Origin of the sequence: Streptomyces sp. CB02261 (genome assembly GCF_001905665.1) — a bacterium.
GTDB lineage: Bacteria > Actinomycetota > Actinomycetes > Streptomycetales > Streptomycetaceae > Streptomyces.
In genome coordinates this window covers 313826-335705 of sequence record NZ_LIVX01000007.1, presented here as the reverse complement: position 1 = coordinate 335705, position 21880 = coordinate 313826, and the positions used below count along the sequence as shown (strand labels likewise).

The window sequence follows — 21880 nt, the reverse complement described above, 5'->3', positions numbered from 1 at the left end:
TGCTGTCATGCCCGAACCCACACCGGTCACCATGTCGGCGACCCTCGCCGCCGACGAGGCCCTGGCCCGCCGGCGCCGGGCCGGGGAGCGGGTCCTGTCGATGGCCAGCGGGGAGATCGGCCTGCCCGTGCTCCCCGCGCTCAGGGACCGGCTCGCGGCGGCTGCCGACGAGAACCGCTACGGCTCCGTCGCCGGCAGCCCCGCCCTGCGGACCGCCGCCGCCGGGTACTGGGAGCGGCGCGGCCTCGGCGTCGATCCGGGGCTGGTCGTCGCGGGCCCGGGCAGCAAGTCGCTGCTGTTCGCCCTGCTCCTCGCCATCGGCGGGGACGTGATCGTGCCGGTGCCGAGCTGGGTGAGCTACGCGGCCCAGGCCCGGCTGGTCGGTGCACGACCCCTCCCCGTACCGATCCTGCCGGGGCAGGGCGGGGTGCCGGACCCGGACCGGCTGCGCGCGGCGGTCGCCGACGCGCGGGCCGCCGGGCAGAACCCCCGCGCCGTGGTCGTGACCGTGCCGGACAACCCGACCGGCACGGTCGCGTCGGCCGCCACCGTACGGCGGCTGGCCGAGGCGGCCCGCGAACTGGACCTGGTCATCGTCTCCGACGAGATCTACGGCGACCTGGTCTACGACGGCTCCGCACCGGCCGTCTCCCCGGCGCTGCACGCACCCGAGCGGACCGTCGTCACCACCGGGCTCACCAAGAACCTCGCGCTCGGCGGCTGGCGCACGGGAGTGGCCCGGCTGCCCGACGGCGAGCCGGGTCGCGCCCTGCACACCCGGCTCGTCGCGGTCGCCAGCCAGATCTGGTCCAGCCCGCCCGCGCCGGTGCAGTCGGCGGCGGCGTACGCGTTCGGGGAGCCGCCGGAGGTCACCGAGCGCGTCGCGGCGAGCCGGCGGCTGCACGAGACGGTGGTGCGCGCGGTCGCCGCCCGCTTCACCGCCGTGGGCGCGCAGCTGGCCCCCGTCGCCGCGACCTGCTACCTCTACCCGGACTTCGAGCCCCTGCGGGAGCAGCTGGCCGCCACGCACGGCGTCCACGACGGCGACGGGCTGGCAGGGCTGTTCTCCGAGCGGTACGGGGTCGGTGTCCTGCCCGCGAGCGCGTTCGGGGAGCCGGCGCGTCCCCTGCGGATCCGTGCGGCGACCAGTCACTTCTACGGCGACACCGACGAGCGGCGCACGGCGGCCCTGAGGGCGGCGGACCCGCTCGCCCTGCCGTGGATACGGGAGTCGGTCGACCGGGTCGGCGAGGTGCTGGCCGACCTCACGGGCGCTCGGGTGCCCGGCGCCCTCGTCCCGCACCCCTGATCCGCCGCACCACCCCCGCGCCGAACGAACCGAGAAGCACGCACATACACACACGCACGTACACACGCACGCATGTACGCATGTACGCATGTACGCATGTACGCATGTACGCATGTACGCATGTACGCATCAGAGGAGTCATCACCATGTCCCACCCGCACCTCCCCGTCCTCTTCGAGGCCGTCTACGACGGCGAACGCCACGTCGGATTCGGCCGCGCCGAGGACGGTGCCCAGCAGACCCTGTACCGGGTGGAGGACGGTCAGGTCGCCGCCGCCTTCGTCACCACCGACGGCTCGGAGGAGGCCCTGCGGGCCGCTCTCACCGAGGGTGCGGCGACCGTCGTCGTCACTGCGGGAGACCCGGGCCTGCGACTGCTGCCGCCGCTCCTTCCGCAGGCCACGGGCAACGCCCTGCTGAGCGGCTTCATGGGCACGCACAAGAAGAAGTGGGGCGGCGAAACCGCTCCGGAGGACGGCGAGTTCACCCCGCCCAAGTGGTTCTTCAAGGGGTTCGGCGACTGGGTGAGGCTTCCCGGTGAGGACCTGAACGTGCCCGCGCGGCCGGTCGCCCTCATCGAGGAGCCGGAGGTCGCCCTCGTCTACGTCAACGACGCCGAGGGCACCCCCCACTACGCCGGCTACACCTTCGGCAACGACCTGTGCGACATCGGCCTGCACCGCCAGGACCCGGGCTACAACCCGTACTGCAAGCTGTGCGACACCGCCCTCACCCCGTGGCTCTTCCTCGGCCCGCCGCCGCGCACGGTGACAGGCCGGGTCACCATCGTCCGGGACGGCGCGACCGCCTGGGAGGGTCCGTTCGACTGCGGCGACGACGCCCTCTACTACCGGGTGCAGGACATGGCGGACCACCTGTTCACGTTCCCGGCGGTACGGCGGCCCGGACTGGTCAACTACGTCCTGCTCGGCGCGGACGAGGCCAGCTTCCACGACGGGTTCCGGATCGCCGACGGCGACCGGATCGCCATCGACGTGAAGAGCCACGGGGTCGCCTTCGAGAACCGGGTGCGGTACGTCTCCCCCGCCCCGTTCACCACGCCGGCCGCCGCCCCGGCGCCCGGGACCACCGAAGCCCCGGCGCCTGTCGCCACGGCATGAACACCTCGTGAAGTAGACCCGGTCGGCCTGTGCAGGGGCCACCCCGCGCAGGCAGGCTCGGAGTTCCACACACCCCACTCCCCCACCCCCCCCACTCCCCCACGCCCGCCTCGCACCACGCACCCCCACTCCCGCCCCCAGGCCCACCCACCGTCCCGCCGCCGGACTTCGCAGGAGGAGACCGCACCGTGCCCGCCACCACCAAGAAACAGGTGCATCTCGCAGCGCAGCTGCCCGGCATCCACAACGTGACCGTCTGGTCGGACCCGCGCTCCGAGAGCCAGATATCCATCGACTCCTTCATCCGGCTCGCGCAGACCGTCGAACGCGGCAAGTTCGACTTCTTCTTCCTCGCCGAAGGGCTGCGGCTGCGCGAGCACAAGGGGCAGGTCTACGACCTGGACATCGCGGGACGCCCGGAGAACCTGACCGTCCTGAGCGCCCTGGCCGCCGTCACCACACACCTGGGCCTCGCCGCCACGGTCAACGCCACCTTCAACGAGCCGTACGAGGTGGCGCGCCGGTTCGCCACCCTGGACCGGCTCAGCGGCGGCCGGGCCGCCTGGAACGTGGTCACCAGCTACGACGCGTTCACCGGCGAGAACTTCCGCCGGGGCGGCTTCCTCCCCGAGGCCGACCGCTACACCCGGGCCGCCGAGTTCCTCACCGCGGCCCGGAAGTTGTGGGACAGCTGGTCGGGCGACGACCTCAAGGCCGACGCGGCCACGGGCGAGTTCATCGCCCCCGGTGCCGGCCGCTTCGCCCATCAGGGGCGGCACTTCGACATCTCCGGCCGCTTCACCACGCCGCCCGGCCCGCAGGGCCACCCCGTGATCATCCAGTCCGGCGAGTCCGACGCGGGCCGGGAGTTCGCCGCGTCCGACGCCGAGGTCATCTTCAGCAAGCACAACCGGATCGACGTGGCGCGGGAGTTCTACCGGGACGTGAAACGGCGCCTGGCCGCGTACGGCCGGAGCCCGGACGACCTGCTGATCCTCCCCACCGCCAACGCGGTCGTCGCGGACACCGACGAGGAGGCCGCCGCGTACGCGGAGGAGATCAGCCGTGAGCTGGTCAGCCCGCAGACCGCGATCGCCCACCTGGAGGCGGTCTGGGGCCGCGACCTGTCCGACTACGACCCGGACGGACCGCTGCCCGACATCGAGCCCGAGGACGAGGCCCACTTCCTGAAGGGGCACTCCGTCTTCCGCAAGGGCCGGGCGGAGACCGCCCGGCAGTGGCGCAAGCTCGCGGAGGAGCGGAACCTCTCCATCCGGGAGCTGGTCATCGAGGTCGGCGGACGGCAGACGTTCGTCGGCAGCCCGCAGACGGTCGCGGACGCGATCGACGACTACGTGCAGACCGAGGGTGCCGACGGCTTCGTCCTCGTCCCCCATCTCACCCCGGGCGGCCTGGACGACTTCGTGGACCGGGTCGTGCCGATCCTCCAGGAGAAGGGCGTCCACCGCGAGGACTACACCGGCACCACGCTCCGGGACCACCTGGGCCTGTCCGCCGCGCCCCGCCCGGCAGGATGGGGCGGCCCCGGACAGCGCCTGCGCGACGGGCACGACGGGCACGACGACAAGGAGACCTCCGCATGACCGGCACGACGGGCCCGACCGGCGCCACCGACCCGACGGGCTCCCTGTCCGCCCCCGGCGATCCGGGCGCTCCGCTGCACCTGGCCGTGGCGCTCGACGGTGCGGGCTGGCACCCCGCGGCCTGGCGCGAGGAGGGCGCCCGGCCCGGTGAGCTGCTCGACGCCGCCTACTGGGCCGACCTGGTCGCCGAGGCCGAACGCGGCCTGATCGACTTCGTCACCTTCGAGGACGCCCTCGGCCTCCAGTCCGCCGCCTTCCACCTCCCCGACAACCGCACCGACCAGGTCCGGGGCAGCATAGACGCGGTGCTGCTGGCCGCCCACCTCGCGCCGCTCACCACGCACATCGGCCTGGTCCCCACCACCAACGTCACCCACACCGAACCGTTCCACCTGGCCATCGGCATCGCGACCCTCGACCACGCGAGCCGGGGACGGGCCGGCTGGCGCCCGCAGATATCGTCCCGCGCGGCCGACGCCGCCCACTTCGGCCGCCGGCCCACGCCCCAGCTCACCGAGGACGACGTGACCGACTCGGAGTCGATCTCCCGGCCGCTGCGCGCCCTCTTCGCGGAAGGCGCCGAGGTGGTGGAGGCGGCACGGCAGCTCTGGGACAGCTGGGAGGACGACGCGGAGATACGGGACGCGGCGACGGGCCGCTTCCTCGACCGCGACAAGGTCCACCCCATCGACTTCAAGGGCAGCACCTTCACGGTCAAGGGCCCCTCGATCACCCCGCGCAGCCCCCAGGGCCAGCCACTGGTGGTGAGCCTCGCGCACGCCACCACGCCGTACGAGTTCGCGGCGCTCAGCTCGGACGTCGTCGCCGTCACTCCGCACGACCGGGCGGGCACGGCGGCGATCCTCACCCAGGTCGCCGAGGCCGTCGAGCGCACCGGCCGGGACGTGACGGAACGCCCGCTGCGGACCTTCGCGGACCTCGTCGTCCTCCTGGACGACGAACCGGGCGCGGCGGCTCGGCGCAAGGCGCGCCTGGACGAGGCTGCCGGAGCCGAACTCGCCTCCGACGCCGAGATCTTCGCCGGCACGCCCGCCGAACTGGCCGACCTGCTGCTCGACTGGCGCTCCACCGGCCTGGACGGCTTCCGCCTCCGCCCGGCGGCCCTCCCGCACGACCTCACGGCGATCACCCGGGGCCTGGTCCCGGAGCTGCAACGGCGCGGGGTGTTCCGTACGGAGTACACCTCCACCACGCTGCGCGGCCACCTGGGCCTGGACCGCCCCGCAAGCCGCTACGCGAAGACGGGCTGACGGGCTGACGGGCTGACGGGCCACGCGGGGCTGGAGGGGCGTTTGTCGGGTGGGCCGCAGGCACACTCCTCGCGCGGGCCGCAGGCGCGTGTTCCGGCGCGGCCGGCATCGCCGTATCGGCTGAAAGCACCGTGCCTACTCGGCGGTCGCCTGTGTGAGGATCGACCGCGACAGCCTCCGTCGAAGGGCGCGAGGCGATGCTGCCGTGCCGGACGCCCCTCGACGGGTTCGGCGCGCGGCCGGGCGAGGAGGGGAGGCCGGCGTGACGTCTGCTGCCGGGCGTGGAGTGAGCGACTGCGGCGACCGACTGGGGTTCACCCGCGGTCAGCTGGTTCTGGAGATCGGGGAGGACGACGACGTCGACGACGACGTGCGGAGTTCGATCGAGCAGGTCATCGGGCGGACCCTCCTCGACGAGGACCACGAGGGCGAGGTCGACGTCGTGCTCTTCTGGTTCCGGCTGGGAGACGGCGACCTCGCGGACCTTCTGATGGACGCGCTCGGTCGGCTCGCGGACGGCGGCCGTGTCCTTCTGCTGACCCCGAATCCGGGCAAGCCCGGCCATGTCGACACCGATGAGATCGTGGGCGCGGCACCGTCGGCGGGCGGGCTGGCGGCCGGAACGATCGCGGCGGGGGCCTGGACGGCGACGCGGCTGGTACGACCGACGGCCCCGGACGCCCGCGGGTAGCGGTGGGGGCGTGGACCGCGGAGGCCCGAGGGTGGCGGTGGGGCCGTCGAGTGCCGTGAGAGCGTCCGTCGGGTTGCTGTGCGGCTTGCGGCGTTCGCGGTCAGCCGTCCGTCGGGTTGCTGTGCGGCTTGCGGCGTTCGCGGTCAGCCGTCCGTCGGGTTGCTGTGCAGCTTGCGGCGTTCGCGGTCAGCCGCCCGTCGGGTTGCTGTGCAGCTTGCGGCGTTCGCGGCGGTTGGGGTGGCGGATGACCACTCCTCCCACGCCGCCGGACCCGGTGAGCCGGATCAGCGGAGTTCCCGGGAGACGGTCGGTCGTGGTCTCGTCCTTCAGGCCGCCGGTGCCGGGATCCATGCCGCTGGTGTCCGCGACCCAGGCGTCGGGGATGACGATCGTGACACCGGATGTCTCCCCGTACGCCTCCACCACGACCTCGGGGAGCCGGCACTCCACCCGGGTGAAGTCGACCCGCACACCCCCCACGCCCCCGTGAGCGACCACACGGCCGGGCACCTCCCAGCGCCCGGGGCCTCGAGACGCGCCGTACAGACCGCCCTTGAGCACCAGCGCCGGGCGGTCCTCCGCGGAAGGCGGCCTCGGCAGGTCGGCGGTCAGGACGGCCAACTCGGCGTGCGTTTTGGCCGTCAGCGCCTGCTCCAGGCGTGCATCCAGCTCGTCGAAGTCGATGCGTCCCTCGGCTGCCGCGTCGCGCAGCTGCTCGACCACTGCTTCCCGGTCGTCGTGAGAGGCGCGGAGCGCTCCTGAGGGAGCAGGACGCGGAGAGGGCTCCGGAGGCTGAACGGTCATGCCGCCAAGGATAAGCAGCCGGCGAAGTGACGGACGGGGGGACGGCCCATCTCCCACACCGGTCACACATCAACCAGGCCCCGCACCCCAACTCAGCACAGTGCGAGCCCACTTGGGCCCGCACGAGACGCGCGGCCCGGCGGATGGCGCGAAGCCGGTACCCCTCACCCCTTGTGCTTCTTCTTCGGCGGCTTGACCTTCATCGGCGGCGGGTCCGCCTGCCCGCGCTCCGGGCCTCGTACCGCATGGCCAGCCGGACTGCCGCTCTCGCCCCGGGACGCGGCTGGAGCCGTACGCTCGCCGGCCGCCGGGCCGGTCTTTTTTCCGCTGGTCTCCTCGGGGGCGCCGGTGGGGGGCGGCGGGTCCTGGCGGGAAGCCGGTGCCGCAGGGGAGGACGAGGGACCCGGCTGACCCGCCGTGGGCGACGGCGGTTCCGTCGCGGTCCGCTGCGGCGGCCGGGAGACGGCCCCCTCGGCCTCCGCGGGTCGGCCGTCGATGGAGCCGGTCAGCATGGTTCCGAACACGGCGAGGGCCGCCCCCGCCGTCAGCAGGGCACGGCCGGCGCGGGAGGCGGCGACCGCCGGGAGCGGCGCTTTCGCGGCCCGATGCCCCTCGCGCGGCGCCGCCGTCGCGACCGCCGCACCGGGGACGTCACCGGTGCGTGCCCGGGGAACTTCCGCCCGGAGTGTCTCGCCGGCCGGGTCCCGGTCGTCTCCCCCGTGGTCGGCCCGGAGGGCGGGCGGCGGCTCGTGGTGCCCGCCCGGCATGACGGAGAGTGCCCTCACGCAGGCGTCGGCGTCCGGCCGGCTGCGCTCGTCCGGATCCGTCATGGCCTGCAGCAGCTCGACGAGGTCGCCCGGAAGGCCCGGCGGGATGGCCGGGGGCCGGTGCAGTCGTGCGATGGCGGCCTCCAACGGCGCTCCCCCGTATTCCAGTTCGCCCTTCAGGGACTCGAGGAGTACCAGACCGAGGCTGTAGATGTCCGCAGCCGGCCCCGCCCCTCGGCCCCGTACCTGCTCCGGCGCCATGTACGCGGCCGTCCCCACCAGCACACCGGTGGCGGTCTGGGTGGTGGTGTCGAGCAGGCGGGAGATGCCGAAGTCGGTCAGGTGCGGGGCGCCCGTCTCGTCCAGGAGGATGTTCGACGGCTTGACGTCGCGGTGCACGACACCGGCTTCGTGCACGTGCGCCAGCGCCGACGCCAGCGCGGAGCCGATCAGGGAGACATCGGCAGGGCTCATCGGGGCCGCGGCGATGCGCCGGCTCAGTGTCGTTCCCTTGATGAGCTGCATCACCAGGTAGGGCCGCCCGTCCTCCTGGCCGGAGTCGTACAGGGTGACGAGCCGGGGGTGCTGCAACCGGGCCAGCAAGCGGCCCTCGTCGGTGAAACGCTGCTCCGTCTGCGCCTCACCCTCCGGGCGGAAGACCTTCACCGCCACCGGTCGCCGCAGACGCAGGTCGAGCGCCTCGTACACGTCAGCCGCGCCGCCGCGTCCGAGCAGGTCGTCGAGCCGGTAGCGGCCGGCGACCGCGTGGGCCGTGAGCCGCAGGTCCGGCCGGATGGGCCACGGGCGGACGTTCATCTGTGCTCCCTGCGCTCTGCCGTCACCTTCCGCTGTCCGCCCGCCCACGCGCTTCCGTGCCGGGCCGTCGCCTGCCGTACCGCCACCGGCCGTCGCCCGGCGGCGACACGGCAGGCCGCGGCCCACCCGTGTACGAGCACGGGGTACGCCTGCCCCGTCATCGCTCGGACATCCGTGGCAGTCGCGGGGAATCCGGATCGCCGGCGCTCGCCCGAGCGGGCGATGGGCGAGGTCGGCCATACTCGCACGCGATGTCTCGACAGGGGAGCGTGCCGCATATCGGGCTGGGCGCGGGGGGCGAGGGCCTGCCGGGACGCATCGGCGGGTACGCCCTGGAGCGGGAGCTGGGCGCGGGCGGCATGGGGACGGTGTACCTGGCGCGGTCCCGCGGCGGGCGCGCCGTGACCGTCAAGGTGGCCAGACCCGAGCTGGCCGCCGATCCGCACTTCCGCGCGCGCTTCCGGGCCGAGGTCGAGGCCGCACGCCGGGTCGGCGGCTTCCACACGACGCCGGTCGCCGACGCCGACCCGGACGCGGCGACCCCCTGGCTGGCCACCGCCTACATCCCCGGGCCGAGGCTGTCGCGGCTGCTCGGCAAACGGGGCCCGATGGACGAGCAGGAACTCACGCCCGCGTACGCCACGGGACGGCGCAGCCTGCACGCCCACGTACTCCCCGGGACAAGCACAGCCCGCACGCCCGCGTACGCCCCAGTTACCGCCCCGCCCGCTTCAGGCGCTCGACCTCGCGGCCCGCCCGTTCGGCTGCGCGCCGCGCCTGGCTGAGTGCACGGTCGGCCGACTTCACGGCCGCCTCGGCCTCCGCCGCGGCCGTCTTCGTCCCGCGTACGGTCGTGCGGGCCTCCGCCAACTCCTCCTCCAAGCGACGGACACGCTCGGCCGCCTCCTCCGAGTCCACCGCCGCGGCCCGCTCCATGTCCTGTGCTTCACCCAGTTCCCGCTCGCGCCGGGCGACGACGGCTTCGGCCTCCTTCGCCTCCGCCTGGGCCGATTCACGTTCCGCCTTCCGGCGCTCCTCTTCCCGGTCAGGCGACTTCTTCCGCGCGGACGCCTTCGCCGGCGCCGGCCGGGCGGGGACCGTCTCAGGTGCGATCTCCCCGAAGCCGACGGCGGCCTCAGGTACCTTCGCCAGCCGGCCCTTGGCCCACAGCTCGGCGACATCCGGGTGGGCGAGCGCGGCGTGGAGCGTCTGTTCGACCTCGTGGAGCACCGTGTCGCTCACCGGCTGCCCGGCCTCGCGGGCCAGGTCCGCGGCTGTCCGGGCGAGTGCGGTGACGAGCTGGTGCTGCTGACGGCTGGCTGCGCGGAGCTGCTGACCGTCCAGGTTCCGGTGCGCCTCCCGGAGCGTCTCCCCCAGCGCCAGAAACCGTGCGGCCTCGTCCGGCTGCTGCCGGGCCAGCAGGTTCGCAGCCCACGCCGCTGTCGCCGGCCGTCGCAGCGCCGCGAGCGCCTTCGCCGCCGCAGTGTCTTTCGCCCGACGCGCTGCGGCGACGTAGGCGTCCCTGGCCGCGGTGAACTCGTGCGGCTTCAGCCCGTACAACTCATCGGCAACCTGCTCCACATCCACACCCGTACTGTGCGCCGTCCTGCCCGAGCGACGGAGCTGCCCCTCCGCCAGGCCCGCGCCCCTCACCCACTCGACACGAGCACGTAGCTCCACCTGGGGCCGTCCGGCCTACGCCAGCGCGTGAGGCCCCCCGATGACCGAGCCAGGCCGCCGGACCGCACCGCACGGCAAGTGAGCCCGTACGCACACGATTCCCTGACGGAACACATGACCACGAGGGGCGCCGCCCGCGTGCCCGACGAACTGCTGGTGGGCCCCAGTCCGAGAAGGCATTCGACTCATCGATAGCCTTCGTCACCATGACGCGCGCCTGGAAGCTGCCCGGACTGCTCGTGCTCTGCGGCTCAGTCGCCGCGACGGGGCTGGCCGTCTCAGGGAGCCCCGCCACCGCCGTGGTGCTCCTGCTCGTGTTTCTGGCGATCGCGGGCGTGCACTCACCCCTGATCTTCCCGAGGCCGATCGGCGCGTTGGAGGCACATCGCCGCAGCGCGGCCGACGGCCGGCCCGTCGTCCTGTGGCGGCCGGGCTGCACGTACTGCATACGACTGCGCATCCGGCTGGGCCGCAGTGCCCGCCACCTGCACTGGGTCGACATCTGGCGGGACCCGGCGGGAGCCGCGGCGGCGAGGGCGGCCAACGACGGCAACGAGACCGTGCCCACGGTCATCGTGGCCGGCCGGCCCCACACCAATCCCGATCCTGCATGGGTGCGCGAACAGCTCTCGCCTCCCGCGTGATCAGAAGCCGTGCGGAGAAGCCGTAATCAGAAGCGGCCCACTGTCGGAGAAACGCTCCGCAGGCCTGCACTGACGAGATCCGAAGGTCGAGCGGAGTCAACAGCGCACCATCAGCAGCTCGTTGATGGCCTGGGCGGACGACCACAACCGCGAAACGCCGACGCCGCCCCCGGCCCATCCCCAACAAGGCGAGTGCCCCCGCCCATGCGCTGCCACGATGCTCCGCATGGACTTCGAGAACCTCACTGGACTCCGAGTGGACCGCGCCGACCTGTCGGACTGGGCGGCGCTGGCCGAGATCGATGCCGTCGCGGCAGCAGGCGACCTCGCCCGACGGGAAGCCATCCGGCGCTGGTGCGAGCATGGAGTGGTCCTCGTGGCCCGCGACGCGTCGGGACCCGTGGGGTACAGCGTGTTGGAGTACACCTTCTTCGAGCAGGGCTTCGTCACGATGCTGATGGTCGCCGCCCATGCCCGCCGACGCGGTGTCGGAGCACAACTCCTCACGGCGATCGAGGCCACATGCGCTACGGCGAAGCTCTTCACCTCGACCAACGTCTCCAACCACCCCATGCAGAATCTGCTACGCCGCGCCCACTGGCGCCCGGCCGGCCTGCTCCACGGCCTCGACGAAGGAGACCCCGAACTTTTCTTCCTCTGCCCGAGCGATCGACTGCGCACCGCGGCGGACGCCAGAGGTTGAACGCCCAGCTCGATCGGCCATCCACGAATTACGACACTCCTGGCCGGCCTGCGGGCGCGTAGACGCCGAGGGCCGAGGAGGCCGGCTGCCGGCAGGCCGTCGGCGTCCGGCCGGGACCTCGGCGTTACGCGGCGCCCGCCGCTGCCAGTACCGCGACCGGCAGCAGCAGAATCCACTGCGGGAGGCGCAGGAGCGGTCTGGGCCAGCCGACGGAGAGCGTGATGACCAAGAAGGCCGCCGCGTATGCGAGGAAGTGCGCGGCCACGAACCACGCCACCAGGCCGGCACCCGGCGTACCGTCCGCCAGGGAGACGTAGAGCAGCGCGAGTCCGGAGAGCACCAGGTCGCCGCTCACCATGTGCCACACGGCGTGCAGGACGCGCTTGGGTTCGTCCGCGAGCCCGCTGGAGAGCAGCGGGCGCACCACGTCGCGGTGGCCGCCGACGACATGCACCGCGGCCACGCCGAGTGTGGTGATCCCTGCTGCAAGTAGCCAGGCGTTCATCGGACCTCGATTCCCTTGGCCACGACCGCGGCCAACAGTTCGGCCAGCTGCGGGTCAGGGCGCTCCCCGACCAGTCCTACGTGGAAGAAGACGGCTCCTGCCAGTGTGTCCAGGACCAGGTCCACGGGTGTTTCCGCCGCGATCTCCCCACGCAGAACAGCGCGTTCGAAGACGCCCAGCAGCCGTTCCTTGGACGGGGCCAGGAAGTCGCCGCGGATGCGTGCCTTCAGTTCCGGATCGGCTGCGAAGTCGGCGAGCAGTCCCGGGAGAGCGGCCGCGGCGGCGGGCGCGCGGAACTCGTCGATCAGGCTCTGGAGCAGCACGGTCAGATCGCCGGCCAGTGTTCCGGTGTCCGGGGGCGGGGCATCATCGGTGGCCGTGAAGACGGCTTCGTAGACCAACTCCGGTTTGCCCGACCACCGTCGGTAGATCGTGTCCTTGCCGACACCGGCCCGCGTGGCCACCGCTCCTATCGACGTCGCCGCATAGCCGACCTCGGCCACCAGCTCTGCCGCCGCGCCGATGATCGCCTCGTGCGACCGGGGATCCCTGGGACGCCCCCTGGAGGGCTGAGTGGAGCTCATGACATTTACCCTACGGGTCGACCCGTAGGGTAATCAAGGGGCTCAATGAACATGGAGTCTCTCCTCAGCTATGCCGATCGGCTCAGTCGTCGGCCGCGACGAGGAGCGTTATCCGTCCAGCTGAGCGGTCGATGAGCACGAATTCGTGGAAGTCCTCGTGCACACGCCCCCAGTCATGAATGGCCTCATCCTCGAGCTCGTTCAGGTAGTAGATGTTGTCGGCCACGACCAGGCGGTCGAACACCTCTTGCCGCAGATCCGCCTCCAGCTCGGCGGGCACGTCCCCGAACTGGTCCGCCCACCCCCACAGGACGTGCGCACTCTTCTCCCGACTGACGGCTTCGTAGGCATCAGAGGTCACCGACGTCAGCCAATACGGGCCGTGCCTGGACCCCTCCGGCAGGACTCCACCGCCCGCGTAGTCGTCCCGGAACTGCTCATGCCCGATGAGTGCCGCAAGTAGTTCCCGAGCCTCGACGGACTCCCCGGGGAGCCGCAGATGCTTGATGTCGACCCACCTGTAGCCGTGCGACCCCGACTCCTGGAACTTGTAGTCCCGGAAATTGATGAAGGTACTGGCCTCATGGGTGAGCCGGCTCTTCATAGCGTCACAGCTTAGGAGCCGCACCCGAGCCCACCGTGCGGGCCCATCGGGCAGGCCCCGGTGCCCCGACCTGTCAGGCGTCCCGCGCGCAAGGACGGTTCAGCTCGTCCCACTCGGGGCGGAGAAGCGAGAACACAGCCAGGTCGTAGCGTCGGCCGCGGTGGAGGCAGGCGGGCTGATCCCTTCCTGGGTGACGCCTGACTCGGCGAGGATGGCCGGCGCGGGCCCGATGTCGGTGTGGGCTTCGGCCGTGAGGCGAGACATCGGGAGTTCACCGAAGACGAGATCCACCAGGGCGTCGAGTGCGTGAGTGAGCGTGGCAACAGGCCTACGCCCGAGCCTGCCCCCCGAATCGGGGCGCGAGGCGGCGGAGGCGAGCGGCACGACCGAATGCGCCGCCCCCGGCTCAAGACGCCCCCTAGTCGAAGAGAGACATCACGCCGAGTACCCAGAGCCACACGTGCCCGACGACCCCCACGAAAATGCCACCGCCCACGACGACACCGCCAAGGGACCACCCCTTGGTGTCCGGCTCGGTCCTCTCGGCCGCCTCGTAGGACGCCGGGGTGTCCCAGTCGACCGGGCGCCCGAGCAGTTCGGCGCAGGCGGTCCGCACGGTGACCAGTTGTTCCTCGGCGAAGGTGGTGCCGGCCAGCGTCTCGGGGCCGCGCCAGGCGAGGGCCTTCATCCGCCGTCCGGGGGACTTGTACCGCGCCTCGAAGGCGGCCGTCTCCTCGGCGGTCCGGTCCTCTTCGAGGTACATCCAGCGTCCCGCCTCCGCCGCGTCCCCGTACATCCGGTAGACCTCGGCGAGCCGGCGGCGCAGCGTCAGGTCGCGCGGGTACGACGAGACCAGTCCGCGCAACCGCTGCCGCGCCATCGGTATCCGCCCGGAGGCGAGATCGGCGTCCACTCGGGCAAGGGTGTTCAGCTGAGACATGAACACATGATCGAGTAGCAAGGTGTTGGGGCTCGACCCATTTTCGCCGCCCCTCAGCGAGCACAGACGCCGTGCCGGCGCGAGCGTGTCAGCTGCGCCGACCCCCCTGGGGCACTGCCCGGCTGCCGCCGCGCCTGCTGCGCGGCCGTTCCCGCAGACCGGTGTACGTCACCCACCGCCGCCCCGGCCCGGGGAGGTCGTCAGCCCGCGCGAGGTGTGCCCGGACACCGCCCCGGCCCGGCCCGCCCCTCCCCGGTCGAAGCGGCAGGGCCCCGCGCCCTACTAAACGAGCACACCGCCGTGCCCGGCCCGGACCGGCTGGGACCTGCATGAGTGCCGCCATTCCGCCCTCATCGCAGGAGATGCCCGCCGTCACTTCGCCTCCGGACCGAACCGGCGCTTGTAGGCCGACGGTGTGATGCCGGTCTCGCGGCGCATCAGCCTGCGCAGATTGGCAGCGGTGCCAAGCCCGCTGCGTCGCGCGACCACCTCGAACCGGGACTCGCCTCGCTCGATCAACCGGCATGCCAGAGCGAGCCGTTCCCCCGTCAGCCACGCGAGCGGCGTCGTGCCCAGCTGTGCCTGGAAGCGGCGATGCAGCGTCGCCGGACTGACCGCCGCACGCGCCGCGAGGCCGGACACGGTGAGCGGTGAGTCCAGCCGTTCCTGGGCCCAGGCCAGGACAGGTGTCAAGGACTCGTCCGGCAGGTCGGGCATGGGACGCTCCACGAACTGCCGCTGCCCACCGTCCCGGTGCGCCGCGAAGACCAGCCGTCGGCTCACGGAGTTGGCGACCTCCGCGCCGTGGTCGCGACGGACGATATGCAGCCCGAGATCCAGGGCGGCCGCACTGCCTGCCGCGGTGAGGATGTCACCGTCATCCACGAACAGCACGTCCGCTTCGAGCCGGACAGAGGGGAAACGGGCCCGGAAGGAATCCGCCCATTGCCAGTGCGCGGTGGCTCGGCGCCCGTCGAGGACTCCGGCCTCGGCCAGTGTGAAGGCGCCGCTGCAGAAGCCGACCAGGCGCGCACCTCGGGCGTGTGCCCGGCGGACGGCATCGAGCACGGCGGGACGGCGGGGCACTTCGATGTCCGGGCGGTTGGGGACGATCAAGGTGTCCGCCGCGTCGGCCGCTTCCAGGTCGGCGACTCCCGTGAGCGTGAAGAATCCGTCCCGCATCAGGGTGCTGGGATCGGGGGAACAGAGCTTGAAGTCGTAGAGATCACGGCCGATCTCCGGTCGGCGCAAACCGAAGACCTCGGTCGCGCAGCCGAGCTCGAAGGGGTTGGAGTTCGCGTCCACGATCACGACGACACGGTGCACCCCCGCCGCGTGAGCCACGTGAGCCACGTGAGCCGCGTCAGCCGCGTCAGCCGCGCGAGCCGCCTGCGAGGATTCTTTCGCCATGTGCGATTCCTAGCACTCGCGGCGATCGAGCGAAACGGCCCAGGATGAGCCCATGAGCAGCGAACCCATCTCCCTCAGCAAGGCTCTGGCCTCCTTCGATGCCTTGTGGAGCCCCCGCATCGTCACGCACGTCAACGACTACGACGTCCGCGTCGCCAAGGTCGAGGGCGAGCACATCTGGCACGTGCACGACGACACCGACGAGTTCTTCCTCGTACTCGACGGCGAGCTGCGCATCTCCCTGCGCGAGCCCGGCGGGGAGCGCACGGTCCTGCTGCCTCGGGGGTCGGCCTTCACCGTCCCCCGAGGCACAGAGCACAAGCCGTACGCTCCGTCCGGCGCCGCGATCCTCATGTTCGAGCCCACCGGGACACCTACCGTGGGCGATCGCCACGATGAGATCCCGGAACACGTCGACTCGACAACGGGACACGCACTCAGCATCTGACGCGACCGACTTCGGACACGCCACCGCCCGTGGCGTCATCCTGCCGCCGCGGTCGGTCGCCCCCGCGCTGTTCCGGGGGCCGCCGAGCCGCCGCCCGCGCGCCTTCTTCTACCGCTCCCACGGCCAACGGGCGTCGCGGCCCGCGTCCAGGAGGGGGATCATGCGGAACGCCGCGTCGGACAGGCCGCCGAGGGCGTGACGGTTGCTGCCGCCGGAGGGCATCGACCCCGGCTTGTAGCCCGCCATGTTCCACATGTAGACCGGCACGGTCTTCGGGATCAGGTCGTCGATCTGGGTCTCGCGCATGCCGCCGTAGCCGTGGCAGTTCGACGGCAGCCAGCCCGGGCGGGTCTGCTCGTCGGTGACGATGACGACCCGGTCGTGCCGACCGAAGTGCTTCTTCACAGCCGACGGGATGTCCGTGCCGCCGATCTGCCCGAACTGCTCGACCAGGCGCAGGATGCTGCCCCCCTTCGGCACGGCCATCTCCCGCGAGGTCTGCCCGAACTCGACCAGTGTCGGGTTCTCGGCACGGGCCGCCAGCGCCGAGCCGAAGACAGCGGCCTGCTCGGCGAGCGTGATGTCGGACCGGTTCGGCGTCGAGTAGCCGTACCCGGGGAACATGGACGGCGACCGGTCCACCAGGATCAGCGTCCGCCCCTTCAGCGCGGGCACGTGGGCGAGCGAGTGGCCGATGGCCTGCTCGAGGGCGTGGGCCCACCGCAGCGACGGCGCCGCCTTGTACGCGGCCCACCAGCGGAACGGGAACATGCGCGAGGCGCGGACCTGCTCCGGGTCGGCGAACCGTGCCGCGACCGCCGCGGCGACCTCGTCCGAGACGCCGGCCTCGTCGAAGTTCCGCAGGTTCCTGGCCAGTGCCATGAGCCCCATCGACGGGATGACGGCCTCCCAGGCCGCCTTGTCCATCGGGCCCTGGAGCCAGCCGGCCAGCGACTCCCACGTCGTCCCGGCGCGCGCCAGGGTGTCCGCGGCGTCCGGGCGAACGAGGAGACGGCGTCGCTCCTCCAGCGGCCACTCGGCCAGCGCGGCCCGCGTCCGGAGCAGGGGCAGGGACAGCGGGGGCTCCTCGCCGCGGTTGTGGCGCCGGTCGATCGCGTGCTTGAACAGATCGCCCTGCCACGGGGCGCGCGGTGCCGGGTGGACCAGCTCGATGACGTCGCCGAAGCGGAAGCCCTTGGAGGCGGTGTCGTACTTCAGGAGGGCCTTCTCGGTGTACAGGCGGCCGATGGCGTCCTCGATGCCGCGCTTGACCGGCTTCGGGATGCGGCGCCCGTACTGGGTGGTCCAGTACCCCAGGAGCTCACCGGGCTCGTCCGCGCGCTGGAGCGCGGCGGCGACGACGGCCCGGTTGGAGTGCGGCACGGCGCCGTCCACGGCCACCGGCTGCGGGGTGGCGGCCGTCTTCTCGGCCTGGAGGCGGGCGTGGACGAACTCGGCGGCCCCGACGATGGCGGCGGTCCGCATGTTGCCCTCGCCACGAAGCCAGGCCAGCAGTCCGGCGGTCCAGGTCGGGTCCTCGACGGCGAGCCGGCGGACCAGTGTGGTGAAGCGGTTGTCACGGTCGTCGGCCTTCTCGTAGAAGGTGTCGGTGCCGACGGTGTTGGTGACGGCGAGGAGGAACAGCTCGCTCTTCGCGTCGCGGAGGTGTCCGGTCGCGCCCTCGAAGGTGCGGGTCCGCTCGCCGGTCGTGGCCACGGGAGAGGTGGCTGCCGGGCGGGCGCCGCGGATGTTGAAGCGGGTCATGGGAAAGAGCCCCTCACTGTGGAGGGGAAGCAAAGCAGAGGGCGCCCGAGATCAAGGTCGGCTGAGGAGACAAGGTGCTCTGGCCACTGAGCTACGAGGACCTGAGTCCTCGACGGGATTCGAACCCGTGACCGCCCCATTGACAGTGGAAGTATCCCCGGCCTGCGCACCGGGCGCCCCGATGCTGTGCCTCCCGAGATCAATGTCGGCCTGCGGCGGGTTTCGTTGGAAGAAGTAGCCGCGGGCCTTCGCACCGGGAGGTGCATGTCGTTGTGGCCCGAACTCTAGTGCAGGGCCCGGGAGGTGCGCTCAGAATTTTCTTCCGGGTGGGCGAGGGCGACGGGCGACGCCCCGCCTCCGGAAGGCAGAGGAAGTTCCGGAGGCGGGGCAGATCGCGCCGAGTGCCCTCTACACCTGGAGCGCCGGCGTCGGCGACAGGCAGGACGCCCGTACCGCCGGGTACAGACCGGCCACCGTGCCGATCGCCGGCGTCGCGGCCGTGCCGCGATGTACGCGCCGCCGTACGCCTTGCGCAGGATCAGCTGGATCCGCGGCACGGTGGCGTTGCAGTACGTGTAGAGCAGCTTGGCGCCGTGCCGGATACCCGTCGTGCTCCTGGTCGACGCCCGGCAGGAAGCGGCCGGGGACGCCAGCGGACACGCGGTAGTCACACGATCGACCGGACAGGTCCCCGGCATGGACTTGGACCCCGACGGCGGGGCCCTCAGGGGGCCCCGCCGTCGACGACCCACCGCTCACGCCGATGCGGTCGTCGGTCCCGTCGAGGGGGTGAGGGTGGGGCGGGGCTGGTAGAGGAGGACCGGGGCCGGGTCGGGTGGTTCGTCGGCCGGGAAGAAGCGGTCGAGTTCGTGCCGTCCGCTGATGCGTAACTTCCGGTACGAATGGGTGAGATGGGATTCGACGTTCCGCAGGCTCACCTGGAGCAGGCGGGCGATGTCGCGGTTGCTCAGTCCGCGCGCGGCCAGTTCGGAGACCTGCCGCTCCGTGGGGGTGAGCAGCGATTCCGTCGAGTCCTTGCGCGGGTCGGGGCGGCCGCCCGCGTCCCGCAGCTCCCGCTGCACCGCCTCCACCAGACCGTCGGCACCCAGGGAGATGCCGACCTCGTTGGCGCGGTGGAGCAGTTCGCGGGACCTGCGGGGTGTGCCGCCCTGCCGGTGGGCGCGGCCCGAGGCGTACAGGGCGTGGGCGAAGAGCAGGGGGGCCGAGGTGGGTTCGAGCAGTTCGACGGCCCGGTCGGCGAGCCGCAGCGCCTCCCTGCCCGTGCTCGCCGCCGCCTCGGCGACCAGGGCCCGGCCCAGCGCGAAGGGGGCGCCCCAGCGGTGGGCGAGCGCGGTCTCCTCCTGGGCGGCGCGGCGGGCCGCGGGCACGTTGCGCCGGGCCAGCTGGAGCGCGGAGCGGGTGGAGCGCCAGGGCAGGATCGCCGGGTTGACGATGCCGCGCCGGGTCAGTTCCTCCTCGCAGCGGGCCAGCAGGACGAGGCCGCGCCGCGCCTCCCCGAGCCGGCCGAGGGCCCGTCCGGCACTGTGCAGGAGGTGCAGCCGCCACCAGGTGAGGGGGCGGTCGCCGGGGAGCGGCGGGGCGTCGTCGAGGAGGGCCCCGGCCGCGGCGACGTCGTCCCGCTCCATGGCCACGTCGATGAGGACGCTGCGGGCGAGCGGCCCGACGTGGAACCGGTCGGCGCGGATCCGGGTGAGCAGGGCGAGGGCCTCATGGGCGTCGTCCTCGGCGCGGGCCAGCTGGCCCCGGTGCAGCTGTACCAGGCCGCGTACGGCGAGCGCCTCGGCGATCCGGGTCGTGCTGCCGTCGGACCGGGCGAGACCGACCTCGGTGTCGATGTGCCGCCGGGCCTCCTCCATGTCGCCCGCCCACAGCTGGGCGAGGAGCGCCTGGTACCAGCGGGCGGAGCCGTAGGGGGCGCGCGGGACGGACAGCAGACGGTCGGCGATCCGCCGCGCCGCGGACGCCGAGTTCCCGGCGGCCGTACGCAGCAGCAGCACCCGCAGCAGCCGGTCCTCCTCGCCGGGGTGGTGACCGCCGCCGTCCTGACCGCCCTGGTCCCGCCCGCCGTCGTGGAGTCGTACGTGGGCCACCGCCTCGCGCAGCCGGCCCGCGGCGACGGGGTCCAGGGCGCCCGCCGTCTCCCGCCGCGTCTGCTCCAGGACGTCCAGTGCGCCCGCCGTGTCGTCCAGGCGCAGGCGGAGCTCGGAGAGCCACAGCGCGTGCCGGATCCTTTCGGCGGGCTCGGTACAGCGGGGGGTGTGGGCGGTCAGGGCGCGCGCCGCGGCGGGCAGGTCCAGGCCGGTGAGGGCCTGGATCCGGAGGGCCTCCGCCCGGTCCTCGTAGCCCTTCGGCACGCCGTGCAGGACGGCCTTCTCGATCAGCCGGCGGGCTCCGGCCGGGTCGTGCTCGACCACTCCCTGGGCCACGTCCATGAGGAGTTGCGCCATCCAGGGCTCGTCCAGGCGGTGGGAGCGCAGCAGATGGGCGGCGACGTCCTCGGGCGGGGCGCCGCGGTGGCGCATCCTGCGGGCGGCGAGGCGGTGCAGTTCGGCGCGCTCGGCGCACGGGATGTCCTGGTAGAGCAGTCCGGCGAGCAGGGGGTGACGGAACTTCATGTCGTGGGGACAGAGCAGTCCTGACTCGGTCAGGCGGCTGATACATCGACACGCGTCCTCGGTGCGGACGCCGCAGAGGTCGGCGAGGAGGGCGGCGTCCACGGGGCCGCGCAGGATGCTGGCGGCCCGGGCGATCTCCAGTCCGTGCGGGTCGATCCGCCGGAGCAGGCACAGGATGCGTTCCTTGACCGCCTGGAGTCCGAGCTGCTCGTCCGGCGGCGCGGGCCGCGGGTCGCCCGGCGCCCGGACGGCGCCCGGCTCGGCGGGGTACGCGGAGGTCCCCGGGCCCACGGGGTGGGTGGCGTACGGGGAAGACGCCGCGTGGGCGGAGTGTCCGGGCCGCCTGGGGTGGTCCGTTCCGGGGAGGGCGAAGGGCGTGCCGTGCGGGCCCGCCGGGGCGAGGGGGCCGGAGCGCCCGGTCGGCCCCGTCCGTATCTGTTCGGTCAGCAGGTACGGGTTCCCGCCGGTCCCGGCGACGAGTGCGTCCACGGCCTCGTGGGCGTGACCGTGCCCGCACAGCGAGGTGGCCAGATCGAGCGCGGCGCTCGGGCTGAGGTCGCTGAGGTGGATGTGGCGGTCGGGGCGGAGCCCTTCCATGAACTCGACCAGCAGGTGCTGGTCGCTGGCCGGTTCGCCACAGCGCTTGGTGGCCAGCAGGACGACGGGGAGGTTCTCCAGACGGCGGCTCAGGAAGCCGAGCCACAGCAGCGAGGGACAGTCGACGTGCTGGACGCCGTCGACCGTGAGGAGGATCGGGGTGCGGCGTGCGGCCCGGCCCACGCTCGCGCAGAGCTCCGCGAGGAGTGGGTAGTCGGGCTCGGCCGGCGGGCCGTCGTGGGGCGCGCCGTAGGCGGCGAAGGTGCGGTCCCAGTCGTGCGCGGTCTCGGGCAGCGTCCCCAGCAACTGGTGCACCACCCCCAGGGGGAACCGCTGTTCGGCCGGGGAGGCGGTGGCGGAGAGCACGACCATGCCCTGGTCCCTCGCGGTCTCCTCGGCCCACCGCAGCAGCGAGGTCTTGCCGGTGCCGATGATGCCCTCGACCAGAGCGACGGCGCCCGCGCCCGCTCTCGCGGCGTCCAACATCTCGGTGATGGTCTTCGATTCCTCGCTCCTGCCGAACAGCTCCTTGGGCACCGCCCCACACCTCCCTGCCGAACAGTGGAATGACTCGGACGAGGTCGCCACTTCGGCGGGGGAAGGCCATGCTGAAAGGGCTGCGGAATCAGCTCCGTCAAGACCACTTTCCGGTCATGGCCGAGCCGTCGCGTCATGCTGCTGGAAATGCCTTCTTCAGACGGCGTGGAGGCCGGTCGAATCCTCCACTGCGCTCCCCCGGACACCGGCGAACGGCCTACACCTCCGATGTTCCCGACGCTAACACGGAGGCCGCGATATTTGTACAGCGGATCCCGCCGCACGGATTCCGGACGTATTCCTTCGGCCATTGCTTCGGTGCGACCGTATTGAGGTGAATGGGGACCGCACGGGTACGGTCGGCACCGATGTGCGGCGGTGACCAGTGAACGTCCGGAAAACCGTTCCCGAGCGGACACGTTCACCACCGGCCAATTGGCCAGAT

Annotated in this window: 18 protein-coding genes and 3 pseudogenes; 10 read left to right on the top strand and 11 right to left on the bottom strand. The window is 72.5% G+C overall.

Translation table 11 applies throughout. From position 1 onward, the window contains the following. The first annotated feature begins 7 nt into the window (after nucleotides 1-7). From AMK29_RS24175 to AMK29_RS24155, 5 genes are all read left to right on the top strand, one after another. A complete protein-coding gene (locus tag AMK29_RS24175; protein ID WP_073816512.1) occupies nucleotides 8-1309 on the top strand; it encodes a pyridoxal phosphate-dependent aminotransferase in 1302 nt (433 codons plus the stop codon). A 146-nt stretch (nucleotides 1310-1455) separates the two neighbouring features. Beyond that, nucleotides 1456-2430: a fumarylacetoacetate (FAA) hydrolase gene (locus tag AMK29_RS24170; protein WP_073816509.1), complete on the top strand. Its 975-nt coding sequence runs from the start codon at nucleotides 1456-1458 to the stop codon at nucleotides 2428-2430. Between the two features lie 188 nt (nucleotides 2431-2618). After that, entirely contained in the window at nucleotides 2619-4034 is a 1416-nt protein-coding gene (locus AMK29_RS24165; protein WP_073816507.1) for an NtaA/DmoA family FMN-dependent monooxygenase, read from the top strand. Then, nucleotides 4031-5305 (top strand): LLM class flavin-dependent oxidoreductase, encoded by a 1275-nt coding sequence (locus AMK29_RS24160; RefSeq protein ID WP_079197097.1) that lies wholly within the window; start codon nucleotides 4031-4033, stop codon nucleotides 5303-5305. Before AMK29_RS24165 ends, AMK29_RS24160 begins: the two co-directional genes overlap by 4 nt. Before the next feature lie 262 nt (nucleotides 5306-5567). Next, nucleotides 5568-5996 carry a DUF3052 family protein gene (locus tag AMK29_RS24155; RefSeq protein WP_198942326.1) on the top strand — a complete coding sequence of 143 codons (429 nt, stop codon included), beginning with the start codon at nucleotides 5568-5570 and terminating at the stop codon, nucleotides 5994-5996. A 186-nt stretch (nucleotides 5997-6182) separates the two neighbouring features. On the opposite strand, the gene AMK29_RS24150 is transcribed toward AMK29_RS24155, so the two are convergent. Then, a complete protein-coding gene (locus AMK29_RS24150; RefSeq protein ID WP_073816501.1) occupies nucleotides 6183-6800 on the bottom strand; it encodes a DUF1707 SHOCT-like domain-containing protein in 618 nt (205 codons plus the stop codon). Between the two features lie 164 nt (nucleotides 6801-6964). Then, complete coding sequence (locus AMK29_RS36805) at nucleotides 6965-8383, bottom strand: serine/threonine-protein kinase (protein WP_079197096.1); 1419 nt, start codon at nucleotides 8381-8383, stop codon at nucleotides 6965-6967. A gap of 251 nt (nucleotides 8384-8634) precedes the next feature. Here AMK29_RS36805 and AMK29_RS38005 point away from each other — a divergent pair. Further along, nucleotides 8635-9045, top strand: a pseudogene (locus tag AMK29_RS38005) (serine/threonine-protein kinase); the annotation flags it as partial. Between the two features lie 52 nt (nucleotides 9046-9097). Here AMK29_RS38005 and AMK29_RS24135 read toward each other — a convergent pair. After that, nucleotides 9098-9970: a hypothetical protein gene (locus AMK29_RS24135; protein ID WP_073817199.1), complete on the bottom strand. Its 873-nt coding sequence runs from the start codon at nucleotides 9968-9970 to the stop codon at nucleotides 9098-9100. A 299-nt stretch (nucleotides 9971-10269) separates the two neighbouring features. Here AMK29_RS24135 and AMK29_RS24130 point away from each other — a divergent pair, with 299 nt between their 5' ends. After that, the gene (locus tag AMK29_RS24130) at nucleotides 10270-10707 is read left to right on the top strand and encodes a glutaredoxin domain-containing protein (protein WP_073816497.1); all 438 of its coding nucleotides are present in this window, start codon (nucleotides 10270-10272) and stop codon (nucleotides 10705-10707) included. 226 nt (nucleotides 10708-10933) lie between these two features. Further along, the gene (locus AMK29_RS24125; protein ID WP_079197094.1) at nucleotides 10934-11410 is read left to right on the top strand and encodes a GNAT family N-acetyltransferase; all 477 of its coding nucleotides are present in this window, start codon (nucleotides 10934-10936) and stop codon (nucleotides 11408-11410) included. A 124-nt stretch (nucleotides 11411-11534) separates the two neighbouring features. On the opposite strand, the gene AMK29_RS24120 is transcribed toward AMK29_RS24125, so the two are convergent. The 4 genes from AMK29_RS24120 to AMK29_RS24100 all read right to left on the bottom strand — a co-directional run bounded on the left by AMK29_RS24120 (nucleotide 11535) and on the right by AMK29_RS24100 (nucleotide 14043). Beyond that, nucleotides 11535-11915, bottom strand: a complete 381-nt coding sequence (locus AMK29_RS24120) for a hypothetical protein (protein ID WP_073816494.1) — start codon at nucleotides 11913-11915, stop codon at nucleotides 11535-11537. Continuing rightward, nucleotides 11912-12499 (bottom strand): TetR/AcrR family transcriptional regulator, encoded by a 588-nt coding sequence (locus AMK29_RS24115; protein ID WP_073816491.1) that lies wholly within the window; start codon nucleotides 12497-12499, stop codon nucleotides 11912-11914. Before AMK29_RS24115 ends, AMK29_RS24120 begins: the two co-directional genes overlap by 4 nt. An 82-nt stretch (nucleotides 12500-12581) precedes the next feature. Then, nucleotides 12582-13103, bottom strand: a complete 522-nt coding sequence (locus AMK29_RS24110) for a hypothetical protein (protein ID WP_073816488.1) — start codon at nucleotides 13101-13103, stop codon at nucleotides 12582-12584. 418 nt (nucleotides 13104-13521) lie between these two features. Further along, entirely contained in the window at nucleotides 13522-14043 is a 522-nt protein-coding gene (locus AMK29_RS24100) for a DUF6584 family protein (RefSeq protein ID WP_073817193.1), read from the bottom strand. A gap of 110 nt (nucleotides 14044-14153) precedes the next feature. On the opposite strand from AMK29_RS24100, the pseudogene AMK29_RS37825 reads away from it, so the two are divergent. Beyond that, a pseudogene (locus AMK29_RS37825) lies at nucleotides 14154-14395 on the top strand (site-specific integrase); the annotation flags it as partial. 20 nt (nucleotides 14396-14415) lie between these two features. On the opposite strand, the gene AMK29_RS24090 reads toward AMK29_RS37825, so the two are convergent. Beyond that, entirely contained in the window at nucleotides 14416-15354 is a 939-nt protein-coding gene (locus AMK29_RS24090) for a GlxA family transcriptional regulator (RefSeq protein WP_107422689.1), read from the bottom strand. 151 nt (nucleotides 15355-15505) lie between these two features. On the opposite strand from AMK29_RS24090, the gene AMK29_RS24085 reads away from it, so the two are divergent. Next, on the top strand, nucleotides 15506-15901 hold the full coding sequence (locus tag AMK29_RS24085; protein ID WP_073816480.1) for a cupin domain-containing protein: 396 nt from the start codon (nucleotides 15506-15508) through the stop codon (nucleotides 15899-15901). Between the two features lie 108 nt (nucleotides 15902-16009). On the opposite strand, the gene AMK29_RS24080 is transcribed toward AMK29_RS24085, so the two are convergent. The 3 genes and pseudogenes from AMK29_RS24080 to AMK29_RS24070 all read right to left on the bottom strand — a co-directional run bounded on the left by AMK29_RS24080 (nucleotide 16010) and on the right by AMK29_RS24070 (nucleotide 21435). Next, nucleotides 16010-17665 (bottom strand): TROVE domain-containing protein, encoded by a 1656-nt coding sequence (locus AMK29_RS24080; RefSeq protein ID WP_073816477.1) that lies wholly within the window; start codon nucleotides 17663-17665, stop codon nucleotides 16010-16012. A 491-nt stretch (nucleotides 17666-18156) separates the two neighbouring features. After that, nucleotides 18157-18316 (bottom strand): annotated as a pseudogene (locus AMK29_RS35940) (carboxyl transferase domain-containing protein); the annotation flags it as partial. 104 nt (nucleotides 18317-18420) lie between these two features. Next, a complete protein-coding gene (locus AMK29_RS24070; RefSeq protein WP_073816475.1) occupies nucleotides 18421-21435 on the bottom strand; it encodes a BREX system ATP-binding domain-containing protein in 3015 nt (1004 codons plus the stop codon). Between the last annotated feature and the right edge of the window lie 445 nt (nucleotides 21436-21880).

Bases quoted from the DNA above. Each gene is read 5' to 3' on its own strand.
- AMK29_RS24175 (WP_073816512.1), top strand. From the start codon at position 8: ATGCCCGAACCCACACCGGTCACCATGTCGGCGACCCTCGCCGCCGAC.
- AMK29_RS24170 (WP_073816509.1), top strand. From the start codon at position 1,456: ATGTCCCACCCGCACCTCCCCGTCCTCTTCGAGGCCGTCTACGACGGC.
- AMK29_RS24160 (WP_079197097.1), top strand. From the start codon at position 4,031: ATGACCGGCACGACGGGCCCGACCGGCGCCACCGACCCGACGGGCTCC.
- AMK29_RS24150 (WP_073816501.1), bottom strand. From the start codon at position 6,800: ATGACCGTTCAGCCTCCGGAGCCCTCTCCGCGTCCTGCTCCCTCAGGA.
- AMK29_RS36805 (WP_079197096.1), bottom strand. From the start codon at position 8,383: ATGAACGTCCGCCCGTGGCCCATCCGGCCGGACCTGCGGCTCACGGCC.
- AMK29_RS24130 (WP_073816497.1), top strand. From the start codon at position 10,270: ATGACGCGCGCCTGGAAGCTGCCCGGACTGCTCGTGCTCTGCGGCTCA.
- AMK29_RS24125 (WP_079197094.1), top strand. From the start codon at position 10,934: ATGGACTTCGAGAACCTCACTGGACTCCGAGTGGACCGCGCCGACCTG.
- AMK29_RS24120 (WP_073816494.1), bottom strand. From the start codon at position 11,915: ATGAACGCCTGGCTACTTGCAGCAGGGATCACCACACTCGGCGTGGCC.
- AMK29_RS24115 (WP_073816491.1), bottom strand. From the start codon at position 12,499: ATGAGCTCCACTCAGCCCTCCAGGGGGCGTCCCAGGGATCCCCGGTCG.
- AMK29_RS24110 (WP_073816488.1), bottom strand. From the start codon at position 13,103: ATGAAGAGCCGGCTCACCCATGAGGCCAGTACCTTCATCAATTTCCGG.
- AMK29_RS24100 (WP_073817193.1), bottom strand. From the start codon at position 14,043: ATGTCTCAGCTGAACACCCTTGCCCGAGTGGACGCCGATCTCGCCTCC.
- AMK29_RS24085 (WP_073816480.1), top strand. From the start codon at position 15,506: ATGAGCAGCGAACCCATCTCCCTCAGCAAGGCTCTGGCCTCCTTCGAT.
- AMK29_RS24080 (WP_073816477.1), bottom strand. From the start codon at position 17,665: ATGACCCGCTTCAACATCCGCGGCGCCCGCCCGGCAGCCACCTCTCCC.